Origin of the sequence: Hymenobacter lapidarius, from assembly GCF_001816145.1 — a bacterium.
GTDB classification, from domain to species: domain Bacteria; phylum Bacteroidota; class Bacteroidia; order Cytophagales; family Hymenobacteraceae; genus Hymenobacter; species Hymenobacter lapidarius.
On record NZ_MDZB01000136.1, the window covers coordinates 1 to 18,029 of the forward strand.

The 18,029-nt window shown below is 61.3% G+C and carries 17 protein-coding genes; 8 read left to right on the plus strand and 9 right to left on the minus strand.

Translation table 11 applies throughout. The features are described 5' to 3' along the window. The first annotated feature begins 82 nt into the window (after window positions 1-82). The 3 genes from BEN47_RS15895 (at window position 83) to nfi (ending at window position 2,684) form a co-directional block, all read left to right on the plus strand. A complete protein-coding gene (locus BEN47_RS15895; protein WP_070729602.1) occupies window positions 83-904 on the plus strand; it encodes an alpha/beta hydrolase family protein in 822 nt (273 codons plus the stop codon). Window positions 905-1,388: 484 nt separating this feature from the next. Next, window positions 1,389-1,694 carry an NIPSNAP family protein gene (locus tag BEN47_RS15900; protein ID WP_070729605.1) on the plus strand — a complete coding sequence of 102 codons (306 nt, stop codon included), beginning with the start codon at window positions 1,389-1,391 and terminating at the stop codon, window positions 1,692-1,694. 300 nt (window positions 1,695-1,994) lie between these two features. After that, window positions 1,995-2,684: a deoxyribonuclease V gene (gene nfi, locus BEN47_RS15905; RefSeq protein ID WP_070729607.1), complete on the plus strand. Its 690-nt coding sequence runs from the start codon at window positions 1,995-1,997 to the stop codon at window positions 2,682-2,684. Window positions 2,685-2,701: 17 nt separating this feature from the next. Here nfi and BEN47_RS15910 read toward each other — a convergent pair whose 3' ends face one another. Next, window positions 2,702-3,592, minus strand: a complete 891-nt coding sequence (locus BEN47_RS15910; RefSeq protein WP_070729631.1) for a glutamate--tRNA ligase family protein — start codon at window positions 3,590-3,592, stop codon at window positions 2,702-2,704. Between the two features lie 289 nt (window positions 3,593-3,881). Between BEN47_RS15910 and BEN47_RS15915 the strand changes: the two genes are divergently transcribed. After that, complete coding sequence (locus BEN47_RS15915) at window positions 3,882-5,348, plus strand: complex I subunit 4 family protein (RefSeq protein ID WP_070729609.1); 1,467 nt, start codon at window positions 3,882-3,884, stop codon at window positions 5,346-5,348. 118 nt (window positions 5,349-5,466) lie between these two features. Then, window positions 5,467-6,867 (plus strand): NADH-quinone oxidoreductase subunit N, encoded by a 1,401-nt coding sequence (locus BEN47_RS15920; RefSeq protein ID WP_070729611.1) that lies wholly within the window; start codon window positions 5,467-5,469, stop codon window positions 6,865-6,867. Between the two features lie 69 nt (window positions 6,868-6,936). On the opposite strand, the gene BEN47_RS15925 is transcribed toward BEN47_RS15920, so the two are convergent. The 8 genes from BEN47_RS15925 to purH form a co-directional block, all read right to left on the minus strand. Then, a complete protein-coding gene (locus BEN47_RS15925; RefSeq protein ID WP_070729613.1) occupies window positions 6,937-7,491 on the minus strand; it encodes a Riean_0653 family protein in 555 nt (184 codons plus the stop codon). 81 nt (window positions 7,492-7,572) lie between these two features. After that, window positions 7,573-8,289, minus strand: coding sequence for a 3-ketoacyl-ACP reductase (locus BEN47_RS15930; RefSeq protein ID WP_070729615.1), 717 nt, complete (start codon window positions 8,287-8,289; stop codon window positions 7,573-7,575). A 125-nt stretch (window positions 8,290-8,414) separates the two neighbouring features. Continuing rightward, on the minus strand, window positions 8,415-10,271 hold the full coding sequence (gene mrdA, locus BEN47_RS15935) for a penicillin-binding protein 2 (RefSeq protein WP_070729617.1): 1,857 nt from the start codon (window positions 10,269-10,271) through the stop codon (window positions 8,415-8,417). A gap of 69 nt (window positions 10,272-10,340) precedes the next feature. Continuing rightward, entirely contained in the window at window positions 10,341-10,868 is a 528-nt protein-coding gene (locus BEN47_RS15940; protein WP_070729619.1) for a hypothetical protein, read from the minus strand. After that, window positions 10,865-11,803 carry a rod shape-determining protein MreC gene (mreC, locus tag BEN47_RS15945; protein ID WP_070729621.1) on the minus strand — a complete coding sequence of 313 codons (939 nt, stop codon included), beginning with the start codon at window positions 11,801-11,803 and terminating at the stop codon, window positions 10,865-10,867. Before mreC ends, BEN47_RS15940 begins: the two co-directional genes overlap by 4 nt. A gap of 156 nt (window positions 11,804-11,959) precedes the next feature. Beyond that, on the minus strand, window positions 11,960-12,985 hold the full coding sequence (locus BEN47_RS15950) for a rod shape-determining protein (protein WP_070729623.1): 1,026 nt from the start codon (window positions 12,983-12,985) through the stop codon (window positions 11,960-11,962). Window positions 12,986-13,265: 280 nt separating this feature from the next. Continuing rightward, complete coding sequence (locus BEN47_RS15955) at window positions 13,266-13,502, minus strand: hypothetical protein (protein WP_125921721.1); 237 nt, start codon at window positions 13,500-13,502, stop codon at window positions 13,266-13,268. An 85-nt stretch (window positions 13,503-13,587) separates the two neighbouring features. Beyond that, window positions 13,588-15,123, minus strand: coding sequence for a bifunctional phosphoribosylaminoimidazolecarboxamide formyltransferase/IMP cyclohydrolase (gene purH / locus BEN47_RS15960; RefSeq protein WP_070729626.1), 1,536 nt, complete (start codon window positions 15,121-15,123; stop codon window positions 13,588-13,590). A gap of 185 nt (window positions 15,124-15,308) precedes the next feature. On the opposite strand from purH, the gene BEN47_RS15965 reads away from it, so the two are divergent. Genes BEN47_RS15965 through BEN47_RS15975 form a run of 3 tightly spaced genes read left to right on the plus strand, consistent with a single transcriptional unit; the run spans window position 15,309 to window position 17,899 of the window. Further along, window positions 15,309-16,526: an acyl-CoA dehydrogenase family protein gene (locus tag BEN47_RS15965; RefSeq protein ID WP_083322489.1), complete on the plus strand. Its 1,218-nt coding sequence runs from the start codon at window positions 15,309-15,311 to the stop codon at window positions 16,524-16,526. 21 nt (window positions 16,527-16,547) lie between these two features. Next, window positions 16,548-17,306 carry a PIG-L deacetylase family protein gene (locus tag BEN47_RS15970; protein ID WP_070729628.1) on the plus strand — a complete coding sequence of 253 codons (759 nt, stop codon included), beginning with the start codon at window positions 16,548-16,550 and terminating at the stop codon, window positions 17,304-17,306. Then, window positions 17,303-17,899, plus strand: a complete 597-nt coding sequence (locus BEN47_RS15975; RefSeq protein WP_070729629.1) for a class I SAM-dependent methyltransferase — start codon at window positions 17,303-17,305, stop codon at window positions 17,897-17,899. The genes BEN47_RS15970 and BEN47_RS15975 overlap by 4 nt, the downstream gene beginning before the upstream one ends. Window positions 17,900-18,029 lie beyond the last annotated feature (130 nt).

The following is an 18,029-nucleotide window of genomic DNA, read 5'->3' on the forward strand; positions in this document are numbered from 1 at the left end:
GCACTCCAGTATCGGCTATCAGATGCCCTATCACGCTCACCAACAACTTCTTCAAACTACTGCCCTAAACTGTCCAGCCTAATTGGACCACCTCAGTTTCCCTGAGCCCGGTGGAAGCTATTCAAACCACAAGCAAAGACGGCACGCCGGTAAGCGGCTTTTTGGTGAAGCCCGTGGGCTACCGGCCGGCCGCAAATACCCCACGCTGCTGCGCATTCACGGCGGGCCGGTGGCGCAGTTTGGCTACGGGTTTTCCTTTGAGTGGCAGTACTTTGCTGCCAATGGCTTTGCCGTGGTAGCGGCCAACCCCCGCGGTAGCTCGGGTCGGGGCCTGGAATACAGCAAAGCCATTTATACCGACTGGGGCAATAAGGATACCGACGACGTACTGGCCGTGGTGGACTACGCCCTAGCGCAAGGCGTGGCCGACCCCGAGCGGCTGGGCGTGGGCGGCTGGAGCTACGGAGGCATCATGACCGACCAGGTCATTGCCCGCGACCAGCGCTTCAAAGCCGCCGTGAGCGGCGCTGGCATCGCCAACGTGCTGGCCGGCTATGGCACCGACCAGTACATCCGCGACTACGAAACCGAACTCGGCACCCCCTGGAAAAACACCGACGTGTACCTGCGCGTGTCCTACCCCTTCTTTCACGCCGACCGCATCAAAACGCCCACCCTGTTTATGTGCGGCGAAAAAGACTTCAACGTGCCCTTGCTCAACACCGAGCAGATGTACCAGGCGCTCAAAAGCCTGAACGTGCCCACCCAGCTGGTTATTTATCCCGGGCAGTTCCACAGCTTTACTACCCCCAGCTACGTGAAGGACCGCTACGCCCGATACTTGGCGTGTTACCAGCAATACCTCCTGCCCAAGGGCACGAGCTCGGCGGCTGGCAGCAAGTAGCGGCCCGCTACGGGTTAGACAATTGCGGCATCAAGCCCCGCCGCCATCTGGCCGTAGACAGCAGCCTTACTACCCGCGCACCCTGCTTAGCGGGCGTACGTCCATAAGCCGCGAAGCGTGTTGACTTGTGGCAGTCGTTTACAAGCTCAAAAAGCTGCTGAAAGGCCGGTCTGACCGGCAGCTGAATCCAGCAGGAGCCCTGCTCCGGCCACTTTTGGACGCAAATACACACGCTGGGCGGCGCAACAGTCGCCCCGAAGCATCATCCCGGGCACCCGTGAAGCAACTACTCTGAATCAGGCCCACCAAAACCAAGTTCTGCAACCGCCATCTTCCTCTGACTGTACAACTTGCCTTTCTACTCATTATCTGACAAATCGGGTTGAAAACAGGCTGAGCTTGTACAGGTAACCTGCTTTCGCTTCCATATTTCTCGCATTCGACCGCCCCGCCGGCGGCCTTCACCCTTTCTAGGCCCAGCTTTATGGTCACCGTTTACGTCCGCTACGTGCTGGACCCCACCAAACTCACCGAATTTGAGCATTACGGCCGGTTATGGCTGCCGCTGGTGGCGCGGTTCGGAGGGCAGCACCACGGCTATTTCCTGCCCAGCGAGGGCGCCAACAACATTGCATTGGCATTCTTCACATTCGAGAGCCTAGCGGCGTACGAGCGCTACCGCCAGCTCTCGTTTGCGTACCCCGACTGCCAGGCCGCCTTCCGCTACGCCGAAGACACCCGCTGCATCCTCAGCTACGAGCGCAGCTTTTTCCGCCCGGTCTTTTCATAAGATGCCCCCTCGGGGCTGGTGCGGACGAGAGTATTCCGGCGGAGGGAACGGCCAAATGCGTTGGCTTCGTGCAGTGGCCTGTGCCCAGACCGGCTGCGAGTTGAGGTAGGGCGTACTCAACCAGCGCGTGGCTCACCACCCCGCTCAGCCGCCGCGACAAGCCCATCGCCGAAGCTTTCCCCGTCGAGCTAATCAGGGAAGCCATGTACAGGTTCAACGTGCAGGTCATGCCAGCAGGCAGGAAGATGGCTGAACTCCGATTTAGCGCGTAGAATCAGTTGGTAATTTCTAATTAAAAACATGCCCTACTACCGCCCGCCCGGCCCGCCGCCCGACCCCGCTCTGGTAAAAAGCCTCACCCAACAGCAACAGGAAATGCGCCTGCGGGTGCGCGCCGAGCCCCTGGCCCGCGAGCCGCGCCTCATTGCCGGCTGCGATTCTTCGTTTCCCACCCCCGACACGATTCTCTCGGTGTTTGTGGTACTGAAATTTCCCTCCCTCGAGCTGGTGGAAAAGGTGTACAACTACGGCATCGTGGACATGCCCTACGTGCCGGGCTTCCTCTCTTTCCGCGAAGCGCCTAACGTCATCCACGCCTTCGCCAAGCTCGAAAACAAGCCCGATGTGATAATGGTGGACGGGCACGGCATTGCGCACCCGCGCCGCATGGGCATTGCCGCGCACCTCGGCGTGCTGCTCGACGTGCCCACCTTCGGCGTAGCTAAGCAGAAGCTGACGGGCATTTTTCAGGAACCGGGCCTTGAGCGCGGCAATATCACGCCGCTCACCGATGCCAAAACCGGCGAGCTGATTGGGGAGGTAGTCCGCAGCAAAGACAAGGTGCTGCCGCTGTTCGTGAGCCCCGGCCACCGCTGCGACCAGGCCACCGCTACCCGCCTCACCCTGGCCTGCCTGCGCGGCTACAAGCTGCCCGAACCCACCCGGCTAGCCGATTATTGGGCCGAGCAATTCAAGAAGGAAGTGCGGTAGCTTTTTCGCACCTCATTTTAAAAGGAGGGAGAAGAGAATTCCATGGATTCAAAACCATGCTGGATTGTCGCTAGGTTTTCGCCTGCGTCGAAGGGCAGCTTCAGCAAGCCGGCTACCGCCTGAAACACGGCTTGTTTTCCATCTTTTTGGCCCAACACACCGGCATCCAGCGGCAGTTGCTGCGACTTGGAAAGCTTCTGGCCGCCCGCATCCGTCAGCAGCGGATGATGAAAGAACCGAACCCGCGCCGCGTTGAAAGTTGCCGTTTCGGAAAGCCGGCTGGCCAGCCACAGCTGCGCGGCCGTGCTGGGCTGCAAATCCAGGCCGCGCACCACCAAAGTGGTACCCAGGCGCAAATCATCTACCACTGAGGCCACCTGGTAAGCCGCTACGCCGTCTTTCTTGCGAATGACAAAATCCGGCATCAGCGCGCCGAGGGGCACGTTGGTGCTCTCCTGCCAGGCATCGGCAATAGCTATTGTGGTATCGGCTGGCACCCGAACGCGCCAGGCGGCGCCGGGCGTGTCGAGCGGCACGGGCGCTTCGGGGCCGCCGGTGCGGGTGCGCTGGCTGGCCTGCACCAGGCCCGGCTGCTGCGCCAGGCGGCGCAAGACCGCGTTGTACTCGGGCAGGTGCAGCAGTTGGGAATGGTGGCGCAGGAAATCGTCGGGGCCGCTGGGGCCGTGGTCGTAGTCGAGGCCCAGCCAGTCGATGACCCGAAAAATATTATCGAGGTAGGCTGGGCGCAGTCGGGCCCGGTCCAGGTCGTCGATGCGCAGGTGGAGCACGCCGTCAGCTTGCCGCGTGAGCAGCCAGGTGAGCGCGAAGTTCACGGCGTTGCCCAGGTGCAGGTAGCCGCTGGGCGTGGGCGCCAGCCGCGAGACAACGGGCAGTAAAGTGAGCGACATGGTTTTTAGGGAAATGCGCAACGGCTGGTGCCGGAGTAGGCCGTGCGCAGCAGGCGGCGCAAAAGTAGTCCCGCGCTAATCCCACCCGGCTGGGAGGTGCGCCGCTGGTGCCACAAGCCTGCCGCCCGACCCAATTCCGGCTGCCCACCAAGCCCGTGCTCATGCGCCGGAAGCAGGCCACGCACAGAAGTTCAGCAAATACCGCGCACCCTTGGCGGTCCGTGCGTAAGTTTGCGGTCAATTTGCGAGGCGGTTCTCCTGCCTCGCAACGCGCCCAACCCGCTCGTTCATGCTGACTGCCGTACTGCTTTTCCTCCCGCTGGCTGCCGCTTTGCTGCTGCTATTCACCAAGGGAGCCGCCGCCCGGGCCCTGGCCCTGGGCGCCTCGCTTCTCGAATTTGGCCTGGCGATATACGCCGCGTTCGCCTTCAAAGCCACCGGCACCGCTTCGTTTGACCTCAACTACGCCTGGATTCCCTCGGCCGGCATCAACTTCCACCTCGGCCTCGACGGCCTGAGTTTGCTGCTGGTGCTGCTCACCACGTTCCTGGTGCCGCTCATTCTGCTGGCCGCCTTCAAGCACAACTACGACAACCCCTCGACTTTCTACGCGCTGGTGCTCTTCATGCAAACGGGCCTCATCGGCGTGTTTGTCTCGCTCGATGCGTTCCTGTTTTACTTCTTCTGGGAAGTCGCGCTGATTCCGATTTACTTTCTGGCCGGCGCCTGGGGCGGCGAGCGCCGCGTGGCCGTCACCCTCAAGTTTTTCCTCTACACCGTGGTGGGCTCGCTGTTTATGCTGGCCGGCTTCGTGTACCTCTACCTGCAAACCGGCCCCGGCGTGGGCTCGCTGGCCCCGCACTCCTCGGAGCTGTCGGCCTTCTATGGCCTCACCTTGAGCGCATCGGAGCAGTCGTGGTTGTTCTGGCTCATTTTTGCGGCCTTCGCCGTGAAGATGCCCATCTTCCCCTTCCACACCTGGCAGCCTGATACCTACACTGAAGCGCCCGCTCCGGCTACCATGCTGCTCTCGGGCATCATGCTGAAAATGGGCATCTACGGCACCATGCGGTGGCTGCTGCCCGTGGTGCCGCTGGGCGTGAGCCAGTGGGGTTTTCTAGTGGTTATCCTGGCCGTTATCGGCATCATTTACGGGGCCATCATTGCCATCCGGCAGCGCGACCTGAAGCGGCTCATTGCCTATTCGTCGCTCTCCCACGTGGGCCTGATGGCGGCCGGCGTGTTCTCGCTCACCCAAATCGGCCTGCAGGGCGCGGTGGTGCAAATGCTGGCCCACGGCGTGAACGTGGTGGGCATGTTCTTCGTGGCCGATGCCATTGAGCGCCGCACCGGCACCCGCCACATTCCTGATTTGGGCGGCCTCACCCGCCGCACGCCCATCCTCACGGTCTGCTTCCTGGTGATGCTGCTCAGCACCGTGGCCCTGCCGCTCACGGGCGGCTTCGTGGGCGAATTCCTGCTGCTAGCCGGCGTGTACCAGTACAATGCCTGGGTGGGCGCCGTGGCCGGCCTCACCATCATCTTCTCGGCCGTGTACCTGCTGCGCATGTTCCAGCGCGTGATGCTCGGCCCCGACTCCGCGTTCTCCGAAACCATCACAGACCTCACCGGCGGCGAGCTGCTGATACTGGTGCCGCTCATCGTGCTGGTGTTCTGGCTGGGCCTTTTTCCGGGCACGTTCCTGCATATCTCGGAGCCGGCCGTGACCAACCTGCTGTCGTTGGTCGGTCGCTAACCCCACCCCAACCCCTCCCCTCTTGGGGAGGGGCTTTTGATTTACTAAACCAAGAGCCCTAAGTCGCCTGGCACCCCCTCCCCATCGGGGAGGGGGCCGGGGGGTGGGGTTACCCGATATGACTTCCATCATTCTCCTCTCCGTCTTCGGCATCATCAACCTGTTCCTGGGATTCCTGCGCTCGAACAAGGTGCTGCTGCCCGGAGCCATGCTGCTGCTGCTGATTGTGTTCGGGGTGAACCTGGCCGACTGGGGCCAGGGCACGCAGTCGTTCTACAACAGCATGCTGGTGGTGGACAACTACACGGTGGCCTTCACCGGCATCGTGGTGCTCACCACCATTGTGCTGCTGCCTTTCTCGCGCAGCTACGTGGTGGCCGGCGAACCCAACCTGGCGGAATACTACTCGCTGCTGCTCTTCTCGCTGGTAGGCGCCGTGATGATGATAGGCTACAACCACCTCATCATGCTTTTCGTGGGCATCGAAATTCTGAGCGTTAGCATGTACGTGCTGGCCGGCTCCAGCAAGCGCGACGCGCGCAGCAACGAAGCCGCCCTGAAATACTTCCTGATGGGCGCTTTTGCCACCGGCATTCTGCTCTTCGGCGTCGCGCTACTTTACGGAGCTACCGGCACCTTCGTGCTTTCGGAGCTGAGCACGGCTGTGGCAGCGCCCGCAAACGCCAGCCTGCAGCCCATGCTCTACATCGGTATCCTGATGATGATTATCGGCATCGGCTTTAAGGTATCGGCCGCGCCGTTCCATTTCTGGACGCCCGACGTGTACGAGGGCACCCCCACCTTCTTCACCGCGTTCATGAGCACTGTGGTGAAAACGGCTGGTTTCGCTGCCTTCCTCAAGCTGCTGGCCGTGGCCCTGCCCGATGCCCAGGGCTTCTGGCTGCCCACCATTCAGGCCATGTGCGCCCTCACGCTGCTGCTGGGCAACGTGGGCGCCGCCGTGCAGACCAGCACCAAGCGCATGCTGGCCTACTCCAGCGTGAGCCACGCCGGCTACCTGCTCATTGGCCTCGTGGCCAGCCGGGGCAACCTCATCGGCGAGGCCGCCAGTGGCATTTTCTTCTACTCCCTGGCTTATTCCATTGCCACCATCGCCGCCTTTGGCGTGCTGAAGCTGGTGGCCGACCACCGCCAGCGCGACGACTACGCCGCCCTCAACGGCCTGGGCAAAACCAACCCGCTGCTGGCGTTCAGCATGACGGTGGCCATGCTTTCGCTGGCTGGCATTCCGCTCACGGGTGGCTTCTTTGGTAAGTTCTTCCTGCTGGCTGCCGCCGTGGGCCAGGGCTACATCGGCCTCGTAGTGTTTGCGCTGGTGATGAGCATGGTGGGCCTGTATTACTACCTGCGTCCCCTCATTGCTATGTACCTGCGCCCCGCCGAGGAAGGCGCCACGCCCGTGCCCGTCGATGGCATCCAGACCGTGACCCTTGCCCTGCTGGCTCTGCTGAGCATCGCCCTGGGCATTGTTCCCGGCTTGCTGAGCGGCATTTTGTAGAAAACACCCCACTAAATCAAAAAGGCCACCCGTTATGGGTGGCCTTTTTGATTTGTAAACCCTCTGATTTTATCGGTACCGAATATCGAAACGCCCATCACTTACTGTAATGGCTTTAGTGATGTCTGCTCGGTAGCGTAGGACCCCGCTAAAAGTGCCGGCAATAATGTGCTGAGTTGTGTCGAGCTTGGTAATGACAATGGCTGCCTTGCCTGGCGAAGAAAGGTATTCGCTGTAAGGGCCATTACTAAAGCTCATCCACCTTGCAATTGCGTCCGACGAATAAACTCCGACGCTGGTAATTTGGCTCAGATTTATACTAAAATCCTCATCAATATATCTTCCGCTAATATCCCGACCACTTAGCCCTGCATATAAGGTAAATTGCTCACCAGTGGTCGTATACAAACCGCGAACCTTATTGCTGTCGCACCGGAAAGTTGTGCAGCTAACGCCGTAGTCTCGCCACACTCGGTTGTCAAGGATGAAACCTATTGTATTGGCTCCTGATTGCGTAGCTGGCGGTAAAGCGAATGCCGGAATTGCATGCTTTTCAAATACGTCTTCATCGCACTTGCTCATGCTCATCAAAGGCAGGAGTAGCAGCAGAGAATAAGCCTTCATTGTTGCGGTAGAAAAAGTAAGAAAGACGTGTAAGTTATTAAACTTACTTTAAAAATAGGTATTTGCTCGTCCTCATGCACCTTACGGATTGGTAGACCACATGCCCGCTTCCTTGATGAAAATCCGGCGGTTCAGCTTCAGCTGTGAGACGATGAATTCGGCCAGGTCCTCGGGTTGCATCACCTTCTCAGGATTGCCGTCGGTGAGGTTGTTTTCCAGCGCCAGCGGCGTGGCCACGGTGCTGGGCGTAAGGGCCGACACGCGGATATTATGCTTGCGTACCTCCTGCATCAAGGCTTCGGTGAGGCCGAGCACGGCAAACTTGGAGGCGCTATAAGCGCTGCTACCCGCCGCCGCCCGCTGCCCGGAGGTAGAAGAAATATTGATAATGTCGCCGGTCTGACGCAAAATCATGTCCGGCAGCACGGCGCGGGTCACGTAGTAGGTACCCATCAGGTTTACCTGGATGATGTGCTCCCACTGCTCGGGCTCCATCTCCAGAAACTTGGCGAAGTGGCCAATGCCGGCGTTGTTGATGAGGATGTCAATCGGACCCAGTTCTTGGTGCAGTTGGGCCACGGCCGCATTCACGGCGGTGCGGTCGGCCACGTCGGCCACGGCCGTGGCGGCGGTGCCCCCGGCGGCGGCTATTTCGGCGGCGAGGGCTTGCAGGTCGCTATCGGTACGGGCCAGCAGGCCCACATGCACGCCTTCGGCGGCGAGGGCCAGGGCTACGGCGCGGCCAATTCCTTTACCGGCACCGGTTACCAAAGCGACTTTTCCTTGCAGAGATTCCATAAATACAAAAGTTAAAGAGAGCGAAAGAGGCGCTACAACTTCAATACGCAGGAAATGTTAGCGGAGATGAAGCACGGGCCGGCCGAAGGTGAAGCGGCTCGCCTGGGTGGCCCGTTGGGCTGTACTTAATGCTTCAGCTTCTTGGTAAAGTCGCCGTACATCACCCAGTCTTCCCAGTTTTTGCGGTGCGGGGCCACCTTGTTGCGCAGGTACTTCTCAATCATGAGGCCGGCGGCCGGAGCAGCGCTGGTGCCCCCAAAGCCGCTGTTCTCGATGAACACAGAAATGGCAATCCGGGGGTTATTGACAGGCGCAAAGCCAGCAAACGTGGCGTGGTCGAAGCCGTGGGAGTTTTGCACGGTACCGGTTTTGCCGGCCACCGAAATGCCAAACTGCGCCAACGATGCCAGATTGCCGGTGCCGCCGTTGCCGTCCACAACCTGCACCATGCCGGGGATGATGTGCTTGAAGAGCGTGGTATCGATGGCCGTGTAGTGCCGTTCGCGGTACTGCGGCAGCGGCCCGCCGTTGCCGATGCCGCGCACAAAATGCGGCGTGTAGTAATAGCCGCGGTTGGCAATGGTGGCCAGCACGTTGGCCATTTGCAGGCCCGTGATGCCGATTTCGCCCTGCCCGATGCTCAGCGAGTACACGTTGCGGTAGCTCCAGCGGTGCTGGCGGTTTTCTTTTTTGTTGAAGAACTTCTTGTCGTAAAATTCCGGCGAAGGAATGAGGCCGCGCTTTTCCTGACTCATGTCCACCCCCAGCTTCTCGCCGAGGCCGAAGGACTTCACCATTTTCTGCCACTGCCCCAGGCCAATGCGGGCATCGTCGTACTTGTTGGGCGCCTGGCGGCGCACCACAGCCGCCTGCATCACTTGGTAGAAATAGGGGTTGCAGCTTTGCTTAATAGCGATACTCACGTTGCTGGGCCGCTCGTGGCGGTGGGTGCAGCGCACCAGCCGCTGGTTGCACTCAAACGACGTATTGGGCGTGACCACCCCCAGCTGCAGCGCCACCAGCTCGTTCACCAGCTTAAACACCGAGCCTGGCGGGTAAGTGGCCATCAGGGGCCGGTCAAACAGCGGCCGGTTGGGGTCGTTGAGCAGGGCCATGTAGCGGTTGCCGGAACCCTTGCCGGACAGCAGTTTGGGGTCGTAGTGCGGGGCCGACACAAAGGCCAGAATCTCGCCCGTTTTGGGGTCGATGGCCACAATGGAGCCGCGGCGGCCGGCCAGCAGCTGCTCGCCGTAGGCCTGCAGCTCGGCGTCGATGCTCAGGTGCAAGTCCTGCCCCGCCACCGAGAGCGTATCAAACTCCCCATCCCGAAACTTGCCCTTCTCAATGCCGCGCACGTTCACCATTTTGTACTGCACGCCGCGCCGGCCCATCAGCGTTTCCTCGTAATAGGACTCCAGGCCCGAAATGCCTACGTTTTCGCCGGGGCGGTACTTGGCGTACTTCGGATTTTCAAGAAACGCCGGCGTGATGGCGCCCACGTAACCCAGGGCGTGCGCCAGGTTGGGCGTGCGGTAGGCCCGCGCCATACGCGCCTGAATGCGGAAACCCGGGAAGTCGCTCAGCCGGTCGGAGATAGCGGCCAGGTCCGGCGTGGTCAGGTTCTGCACCACCGGTGAGGGCTTGTTGCGGGAGTATTTCTTGGCCGCCAGCAGGCTGCTGCGCAAGTCTTCGATGGGAATTTGCAGCAGCTCGCAGAACCGCAACGAGTCGAGGCCCTTCACTTCGCGGGGCACCACCATCAGGTCGTACACGGGCGTATTCTGCACCAGCAGCTCGTTTTTGCGGTCGTAAATCAGGCCCCGATACGGTGTCTGCACCAGGCGCTGCAGGGTGTTTCGGTCGGCGGCCAGCTTGTAGGTACCATCCAGCACCTGCATGAAAAATAACCGGGTGAGGAAGATGAGGGCCACCACCAAAAAGATGCCCTTCACTATGTACTTACGGCCTTCCAGGTATTGCATACTATGTTACGAACTTCCCTAAACGTCATGCTCATCTGACGTTCATTATAACGCTAACCACTCTCACCACTAACTCCGGCCGCGGCGCACGGGAAAGAACAGCAGCTGCACAATCAACAGCGCCAAGCTGGTAAAGAGTGCACTGACGAGCATTTTTCCCATGGTGAGGCCGAGGTGGCGGAAACTGCCGAGCTCCAGCAGAAAAAACGCCGCGTGGTGCAGCATCACCAGCAGGGCCAGGTATACGCCAAACCACTGCCAGCCCATCTGGTGCACGTTCACCGAGTCGGCGCTGTCGTAGCCATCGCGCGGCGTGAGCAGCCGCAGCACCCAGGGCCGCAAAAAGCCCAGCAGCACCGCCGCCGCCGCGTGCAGCCCGCCCGTATCGTAGAAAATATCGATGGTAAGCCCCAGACCAAACGACAGCAGCAGCTGCACCACGATGGGCGTGCCGATGGGCAGAAACAACAGAAAACCCAGGTAGAAAAAACACCACCCCAGGTCGAACAGCACCAGCCGGCTAATCAGCAGCACGTGCACGCCGACGTAGAGGGCGAAGCGTAATATCTGGACGAGCAAAAACCGGAGGCCACTCATGGACGCGGGGCTCCTTCCCGTGGCATGCCCGAGCGGGCTTCTACGGTATCGCGCTCGGCTTTGGCCCGGCTGGTCACGACGTACACGTAGGTAAGATTAGCAAAATTGACCCCCAGTTTCACACGCACGGTCCAGAAATTTTTGTCGGGTTCTTTTACAAATGAATCGATGGTCCCAATAAAAACCCCTTCCGGAAATACCGTATTGTAGCCCGACGTCACCACCGTGTCGCCCTTCACCAGCCGGGTTTCGCGCAGCACGTTGTCGAGCGTGGCGTGCGTGGGGTCGTCGCCCAGCCAGCGGACGGTTCCGAAGGTGCCATCGCGCTTGATTTTGGAAGAGATGCTGGTTTTGGAATTCAGCAAACTCGTGACCGTGGCGTAATGCTCGGTCACCACTTTCACCCGGCCCACTACTCCGTCCGCCGCAATCACCCCCAGGCCGGGACGCACGCCATTGGCACTACCCACGTTCAGCGTAAGGTAGTTATCTACATTCCGAAGCATATTGTTGATAACTCGGGCCGGCATGAGTGGATAGCCCGGGTCGCGGGCCGCAATGGCCTGCTGCCCCAGGAGCAACGTATCGGGGCGCGCGGCCGGGCGCTGGTAGCGAATCCGCCGCAACGAATCGGTGCGGGCCGGGGGCAGGGCCACCGAATCGGCTTCGCGCCCTGTGGTATCCGGTGGGTACAGCTGCTGCCGCAAGCTGGCGTTCTCAACCGCCAGCTGCTGGTTCATTTCCGCCAGTTGGAAGTAGTCGGTTATCTGCGTGCGGCGCTCCAATACCACGCCGGTGTATTTATTAGCCGAATTAAAAAAAGCCGCCCGCTGATACGAATTATTGGTGATAAATAAATACAGACTAATTACTTCCAACAAGCCAAAAATTAACGCCCCGCGAAAGCGAAATAGGAAAAGAAATAAATTCCGCACGGAGGTTTATTAATTAGTTCAAGTAGCAGAACGGCCGACAAAAGAACGTCATGCTGAGCTTGCCGAAGCATCTCTACCGCACAAGCAATTCATTTACTGCTGCAGTAGAGAGGCTTCGACTTCGCTCAGCATGACGGGCCTTTTCTTGTTCTAAACTTACGTTAGCAGCACGCCCTTATAAGCCTGAATGTCCTTGATGGCCTTGCCAGTGCCGCGCACCACGGCGCGCAGCGGGTCTTCGGCAATGTGAATGGGCAGCTTGGTTTTGGCAGCCAAGCGCTTGTCCAGCCCGCGCAGCAGCGCGCCGCCGCCGGTGAGGTGAATGCCGTTCTCGTAAATATCGGCCGACAGCTCGGGTGGTGAAATTTCGAGGGCTTTCAGTACGGCTTCTTCGATTTTGGCCACCGATTTATCGAGGGCGATGGCGATTTCCGAGAAGGTTACTTTAATTACTTTCGGAATGCCCGTCATCAGGTCGCGGCCGCGCACTTCGTGGTCGGGTGGCGGCACGTCGAGCTCGGTGAGGGCGGCGCCTACTTCAATCTTGATGCGCTCAGCCGAGCGCTCGCCGATGAGCAGGTTGTGCTGCCGGCGCATGTAGTCCAGAATGTCCTGGTTGAAGACGTCGCCGGCCGTTTTAATCGACTGGTCGCACACGATGCCCGACAGGGCGATAACGGCAATTTCCGTGGTGCCGCCGCCGATGTCGATAATCATCGAGCCCACCGGCTGCTGCACGTCGATGCCGATGCCGATGGCCGCGGCCATCGGCTCCTGAATCATCCAGACTTCCTTGGCCCCGGCGTGCTCGGCGGAGTCCCGCACGGCGCGTTTCTCTACCTCGGTAATGCCCGACGGGATGCAGATGACCATGCGGTGCGAGGGCTGAAACAGCCGGTTCCGCGTGTCAATCATCTTAATCATGCCCTTAATCATTTCCTCGGCGGCGTGGAAATCGGCAATTACCCCGTCCTTCAGCGGCCGGATGGTGCGAATGTTATCGTGCGTTTTCTCGTGCATCTGCTGGGCCTGGCGGCCCACGGCGATGACTTTGTTGGTGGTCCGGTCTTTGGCGATGATGCTCGGCTCATCCACCACGATTTTATCGTTGTGAATGATGAGCGTATTAGCCGTACCCAGGTCAATGGCTATATCGCTGGTAAGGAAATTAAAGAAACCCATTGAGTTAGCTGCAATAAGGCGAAGCCCCGGCCTTAGCCCGGGCAAAATAATGGGCAAAGGTACGGAAGGTTTGGGCGGGGCACGGCTATAATATCCGGGCCGTTTGCGGCCGCTGTGGCGCGGTGCACGGAATAGAAATCGACGGGCATTGGCCCCATCAAACAAAAAGCCCCAACCGGGCAAGGGTTGGGACTTCCGTGAGTAAAGCGGTTCGCTACGCTAGGCCCAAACCTCTTCTCACCGGAGCGAAAAGTCCGGCAGGCCCGCTTTGGGTAGGGAGCTATGGCTTCTGGCGGCGCTGCGAAAGCTGCGCCTTCAACTCCCGGTTTTCCTGCTGCAGCTGCCGCGTCCGCTTGTTTGTCAGCCTCCTGCCCCAAATGCTCAATGCAATGCCACCCAACAGCACGGCGTAACCCTGGCCGCCAGTAATGAGGTGTCCAATCCGGGCGGCGGTTCCGCCCAGCACCAACAGTGCCCCCCAAGCATACAGCAGGGTTTCGAGACGGGTGGGTTTCATGGCGAAATGGCTGGGTGAAGAAGGCCGGAGGCTGGCAAACATAGTGGTCTGCGGGCAAAGTCAGTAGCCGCCAGGCCTTGCCGCGCTAGTGCTTGAAGTGGCGCACGCCGGTGAGCACCATGGCCATGCCCAGCTCGTCGCAGGCCCGGATGGTATCCGCGTCCTTGATGGAGCCACCGGGCTGCACCACGGCGCGGATGCCGGCGGCGCCGGCGATTTCCACGCAGTCGGGGAAGGGGAAGAAGGCGTCGGAGGCCATCACGGCGCCGTGCAGGTCGAAGCCGAAGGCGCGGGCCTTCTCAATGGCCTGGCGCAGGGCATCGACGCGGGAAGTCTGGCCCACGCCCGAGGCTAGCAGCTGGCCCGCACGGGCCAGCACGATGGTGTTGCTCTTGGTGTGTTTGCAGATTTTACCGGCAAATTCCAGGGCCGTCGTTTCCTCATCGGTGGGGGCCGATTGCGTAACCGTGCGGAAATCGGCGGGGCCTTCGCTCTGCCGGTCGGCATCCTGCTCAATGATGCCGTTGAGCAGGGTTTTGATTTGCCTGGCCGGGAATTGCACCGGCTTTTGCAGGAGCAAAATGCGGTTTTTCTTGCTTTGCAGCACGGGTAGGGCATCAGCCGCGAAGCTGGGCGCAATCAGCACTTCAAAAAACAGCTGATTCAGCTCGGCCGCGGTGGCGGCGTCCACTTCCTGGTTCACGATGATGACGCCGCCGAACGCGGAGGTGGGGTCGCAGCTGAGCGCGTTCACATAGGCATCGCGCAGGGTGGCGGCCTGGGCTACGCCGCAGGCGTTGGTGTGCTTGAGGATGGCGCAGGCGGGCGGGCCATCGGCAAATTCGGTCATTAGGGCCACGGCGGCGTCCACGTCCACCAGGTTGTTGTAGCTGAGCTGCTTGCCGTGCAGTTGGTCGAACAGCGCGGTGAGGTCGCCGTAGAACGTGCCGGCTTGGTGGGGGTTCTCGCCGTAGCGCAGGGACGTGGAGGGCTGGGCGCTCACGCGCAGGGCCGTGCCGGCCACGGCGGTATCCTGGCTGAGGTAGCCGAATATTTCGGTGTCGTAGTGCGAGGTGGTGGCAAAGGCGGCGGCGGCGTAGTGGCGGCGGTCTTCGAGGTCGGTTGCGCCGTTTTTGGCGGTCAGCAGCTTGGCCACGGCCTCGTACTGGTCGCGGCTGCTGACGACCAGCACGTCGCGGTAGTTTTTGGCGGCGGCGCGCAGCAGCGAAATGCCGCCGATGTCGATTTTTTCGATGACGTCGGCTTCGTCGGCCCCGCTGGCCACGGTTTCCTCAAAGGGGTATAGGTCCACCACTACCAGGTCGATGGGCGGAATGCCGTGCTGCTCGGCCTGGGCGAGGTCGGCCTCGTCGTGCCGGCGGTGCAGGATGCCGCCGAATACTTTCGGGTGCAGCGTTTTCACACGTCCGCCGAATACTTCCGGGAATCCAGTCAGGTCTTCCACGGCGGTTACTTCAGCACCTTCATCTTCCAGGAATTTCTGGGTGCCACCGGTAGAATACAACGTGACGCCGTGCTGCCGCAGCACCTGCACCAGGGGCGCCAGCCGGTCTTTGTGATACACGGAAAGCAACGCAGCGCGAATAGGACGGGACGACATAAAAGGAGGCGAGTAAGCAGGGCACCATTGCCGCCGCGAAGGTACGGACCCGCCCCGCCGGGGACCTAGCCCAACCAGCACGGAATTGTGACTCCGCGCCCGCATCGCCGGCAATTGAGCCGATGCTGAACACTAGAGGCGGTTTTTCAGTATAGCTTATTCCCTTCCGCCTGTTTCCTGAGTGTATGTCGGCCGCTTTTCTACTTCCTGTTAATGCAGCGCCCCAGGCGGCCGTTGAGCCGTCTGATTCGGCAGTTTCGCCGGACTTTCCTCGGCCCCTGGCCAGCCCCGCGCAAGCCGAAGCGGCGGCGGCTAAGCTGGCACCCCGGCTCTTTGCGCAAGCCGGCGAAACCGACGTGGTGGGCGCGTTTCCTACCCGGGAGTTCGACTGGCTGCGCGCGGCGGGCCTGCTCACGGCCGGGCTGCCTGCCCGGCTGGGCGGGGCCGAGCTGCACACCCCGGCCGCAACGCATTCGCTCCTTAAAGTACTGCAGCACATTGGGCGCGGCAACCTGGCCGTGGGCCGGGTTTTCGAAGGCCATTTGAATGCCCTGCAGCTCATCCAGCAGCTCGGCAACGCGGCGCAGGTGGCACGGTACGCGGCGGATGCCCGCGCCGGACGGCTATTCGGAGTCTGGAATACCGAAATTCCATCCGAAGGCGTGCATCTGGAAGCCCTGCCCAACGGGCGCTACCGCCTGCGGGGAGCCAAAACCTTTGCCTCCGGCGCGGGCCACGTGGCACGGCCCCTCATTACGGGGGCGTTGCCCGACGGGCAGGGCTGGCAGCTGTTTGTGCTGCCCGCCGATGCCCGGCCGCCAGTGCTGGATTCCTCGTTTTGGCGGCCGCTGGGCATGCGGGCTTCGGCCAGTTTCCGGGCTGACCTGACCGGGCTGGAACTGGGGCCCGAGGACCTGATTGGACCTCCTAATGCCTACTACCGGCAGCCCGCGTTCAGCGGCGGCGCCATTCGGTTTGCCGCCGTGCAGCTGGGCGGGGCCGAAGCCGTGTTTGAGGAAACCCGGGGCTTCCTACGCAGCCTGGGCCGCACCGACGACCCCTACCAGCGCCAGCGGCTGGGCGAAATGGCCATTGCCCTGGAAAGCGGCCGCCAGTGGCTGCGGGGCGCGGCCGACCACGCCGCCCGCCCGGACGCCGCCACCGACGAAGGTGCCGAAGCCACCGTGGCCTACGCCAACATGACGCGCACCGCCATCGAAAACATTAGCCTCGACATGCTGCAGAAAGCCGAGCGGTGCGTGGGCGCCCGCGGCCTCCTCCAGCCCCTGCCCTTCGAGCGCCTGCACCGCGACCTAACGCACTACCTGCGCCAGCCCGCACCCGATGGCGCCCTGGCCGATGTTGGCCGGTTTGTGCTCGACGGCAAGCATTTCGAAGCCTAAAGTCCGAGAGTCCAGCTGCTGATGTCCTCTGAAACCGCGCTTCCTTTTTCCGCTTACCCCGTTCGGGAGGCCGGCTTTGTGGCCAGCCTGGGCCCAACTGTAGTCATCGCCCCGCACCCCGACGATGAAGCCTTGGGCTGCGGCGGGCTCATGGCCCTGCTGCACCAGACGGGCACGCCCGTGGCAGCGGTGCTGGTGAGCGACGGCAGCATGTCGCATCCTAACTCCGCGCTGTTCTCGGGCCCGGCGCGGCAGGCGGTGCGCGAAACTGAGTTCCGGCACGCCCTGACCATTTTAGGCGCCGATGCCACTGAACCACTTCTGTTGGGCCTACCCGACAGCCGAGTACCCGTTTCTGAACAAGAGCCCGGATTTATGGCGGCAGTAGCTCAGCTGCGCGAATTCTTAGAGTGCCACCAAACGGCTACTGTGGTGGTTCCGTGGCGGCGCGACCCGCACCCCGACCACCGCGCCACCAGCCGACTGGTGCAGGCGGCCCTGGCTGGCATGGCGGCCGCCCCGCGTCGGCTCGAGTACGTGGTGTGGGCCTGGGAGCGCGCTGCCCCGGCCGACTTGCCCACGAACGCAGATAAAGTGACCGGGTTTCGGCTGGATATAGGAGCTGTGGCGGGGCAGAAACAGCGGGCCATTGCGGCGCACCGGTCGCAGGTGGCGCCGGGGATATTTACGGACGACCCGGGCGGCTTTCTGCTTTCGGCAGAGATGCTGGCGCATTTTAGCATTCCGTACGAAGTCTTTTTTGAAGCCCTTCCATCATGAACGAAGACCAGCCCAACACCTTACCACCGGAGTATTTCGACCAGGTGTACCAAGCCAACCGCGACCCGTGGGGTTTTGAAAGCAGTCCCTACGAACGGGAAAAGTATGCGGCCACCTTGGCGGCGCTGCTGCGCGCGCATTACCCGGAGGCCTTCGAAATTGGCTGCTCGCTGGGGGTTTTAACGGCGCAGCTGGCCCGGCGCTGCGGCCACCTGCTGGCCGTGGACGTGAGCGAAGCTGCCCTGGCCCAGGCCCGGCAGCGCTGCGCCGGCCTGCCGCACGTCACGGTGCAGCGCATGCAGGTACCGGAGGAACTCCCGGAAAAGCAATTCGACCTGATTCTGATATCGGAAGTGGGCTACTATTGGTCAGCGGCCGATTTGGCGCTGGCCGCCGACCGCCTCATCGACCGGCTGCTGCCGGGCGGCCAGCTGCTGCTGGTGCATTGGACGCCCCCGGTGCACGACTACCCCCTGACGGGCGACGACGTGCACGAACATTTTCTCGTCAAAGCCGGGGACGGTGGCCCGCTGCGCCACCTAGCCGGGCAGCGCCACGAAACGTACCGCCTCGACTTGCTGGAAAAACGTTGACAGCCATTGAATTGAGGGAGTAAAATTCATCTAGAGCGGTTCCCAGGTTACTGTACATGATACCCGCAATGGTCAAACCAATTTTTAGCATCTTGGTGACTTATCCACTCGCTTGCGGTACGGATGGTGG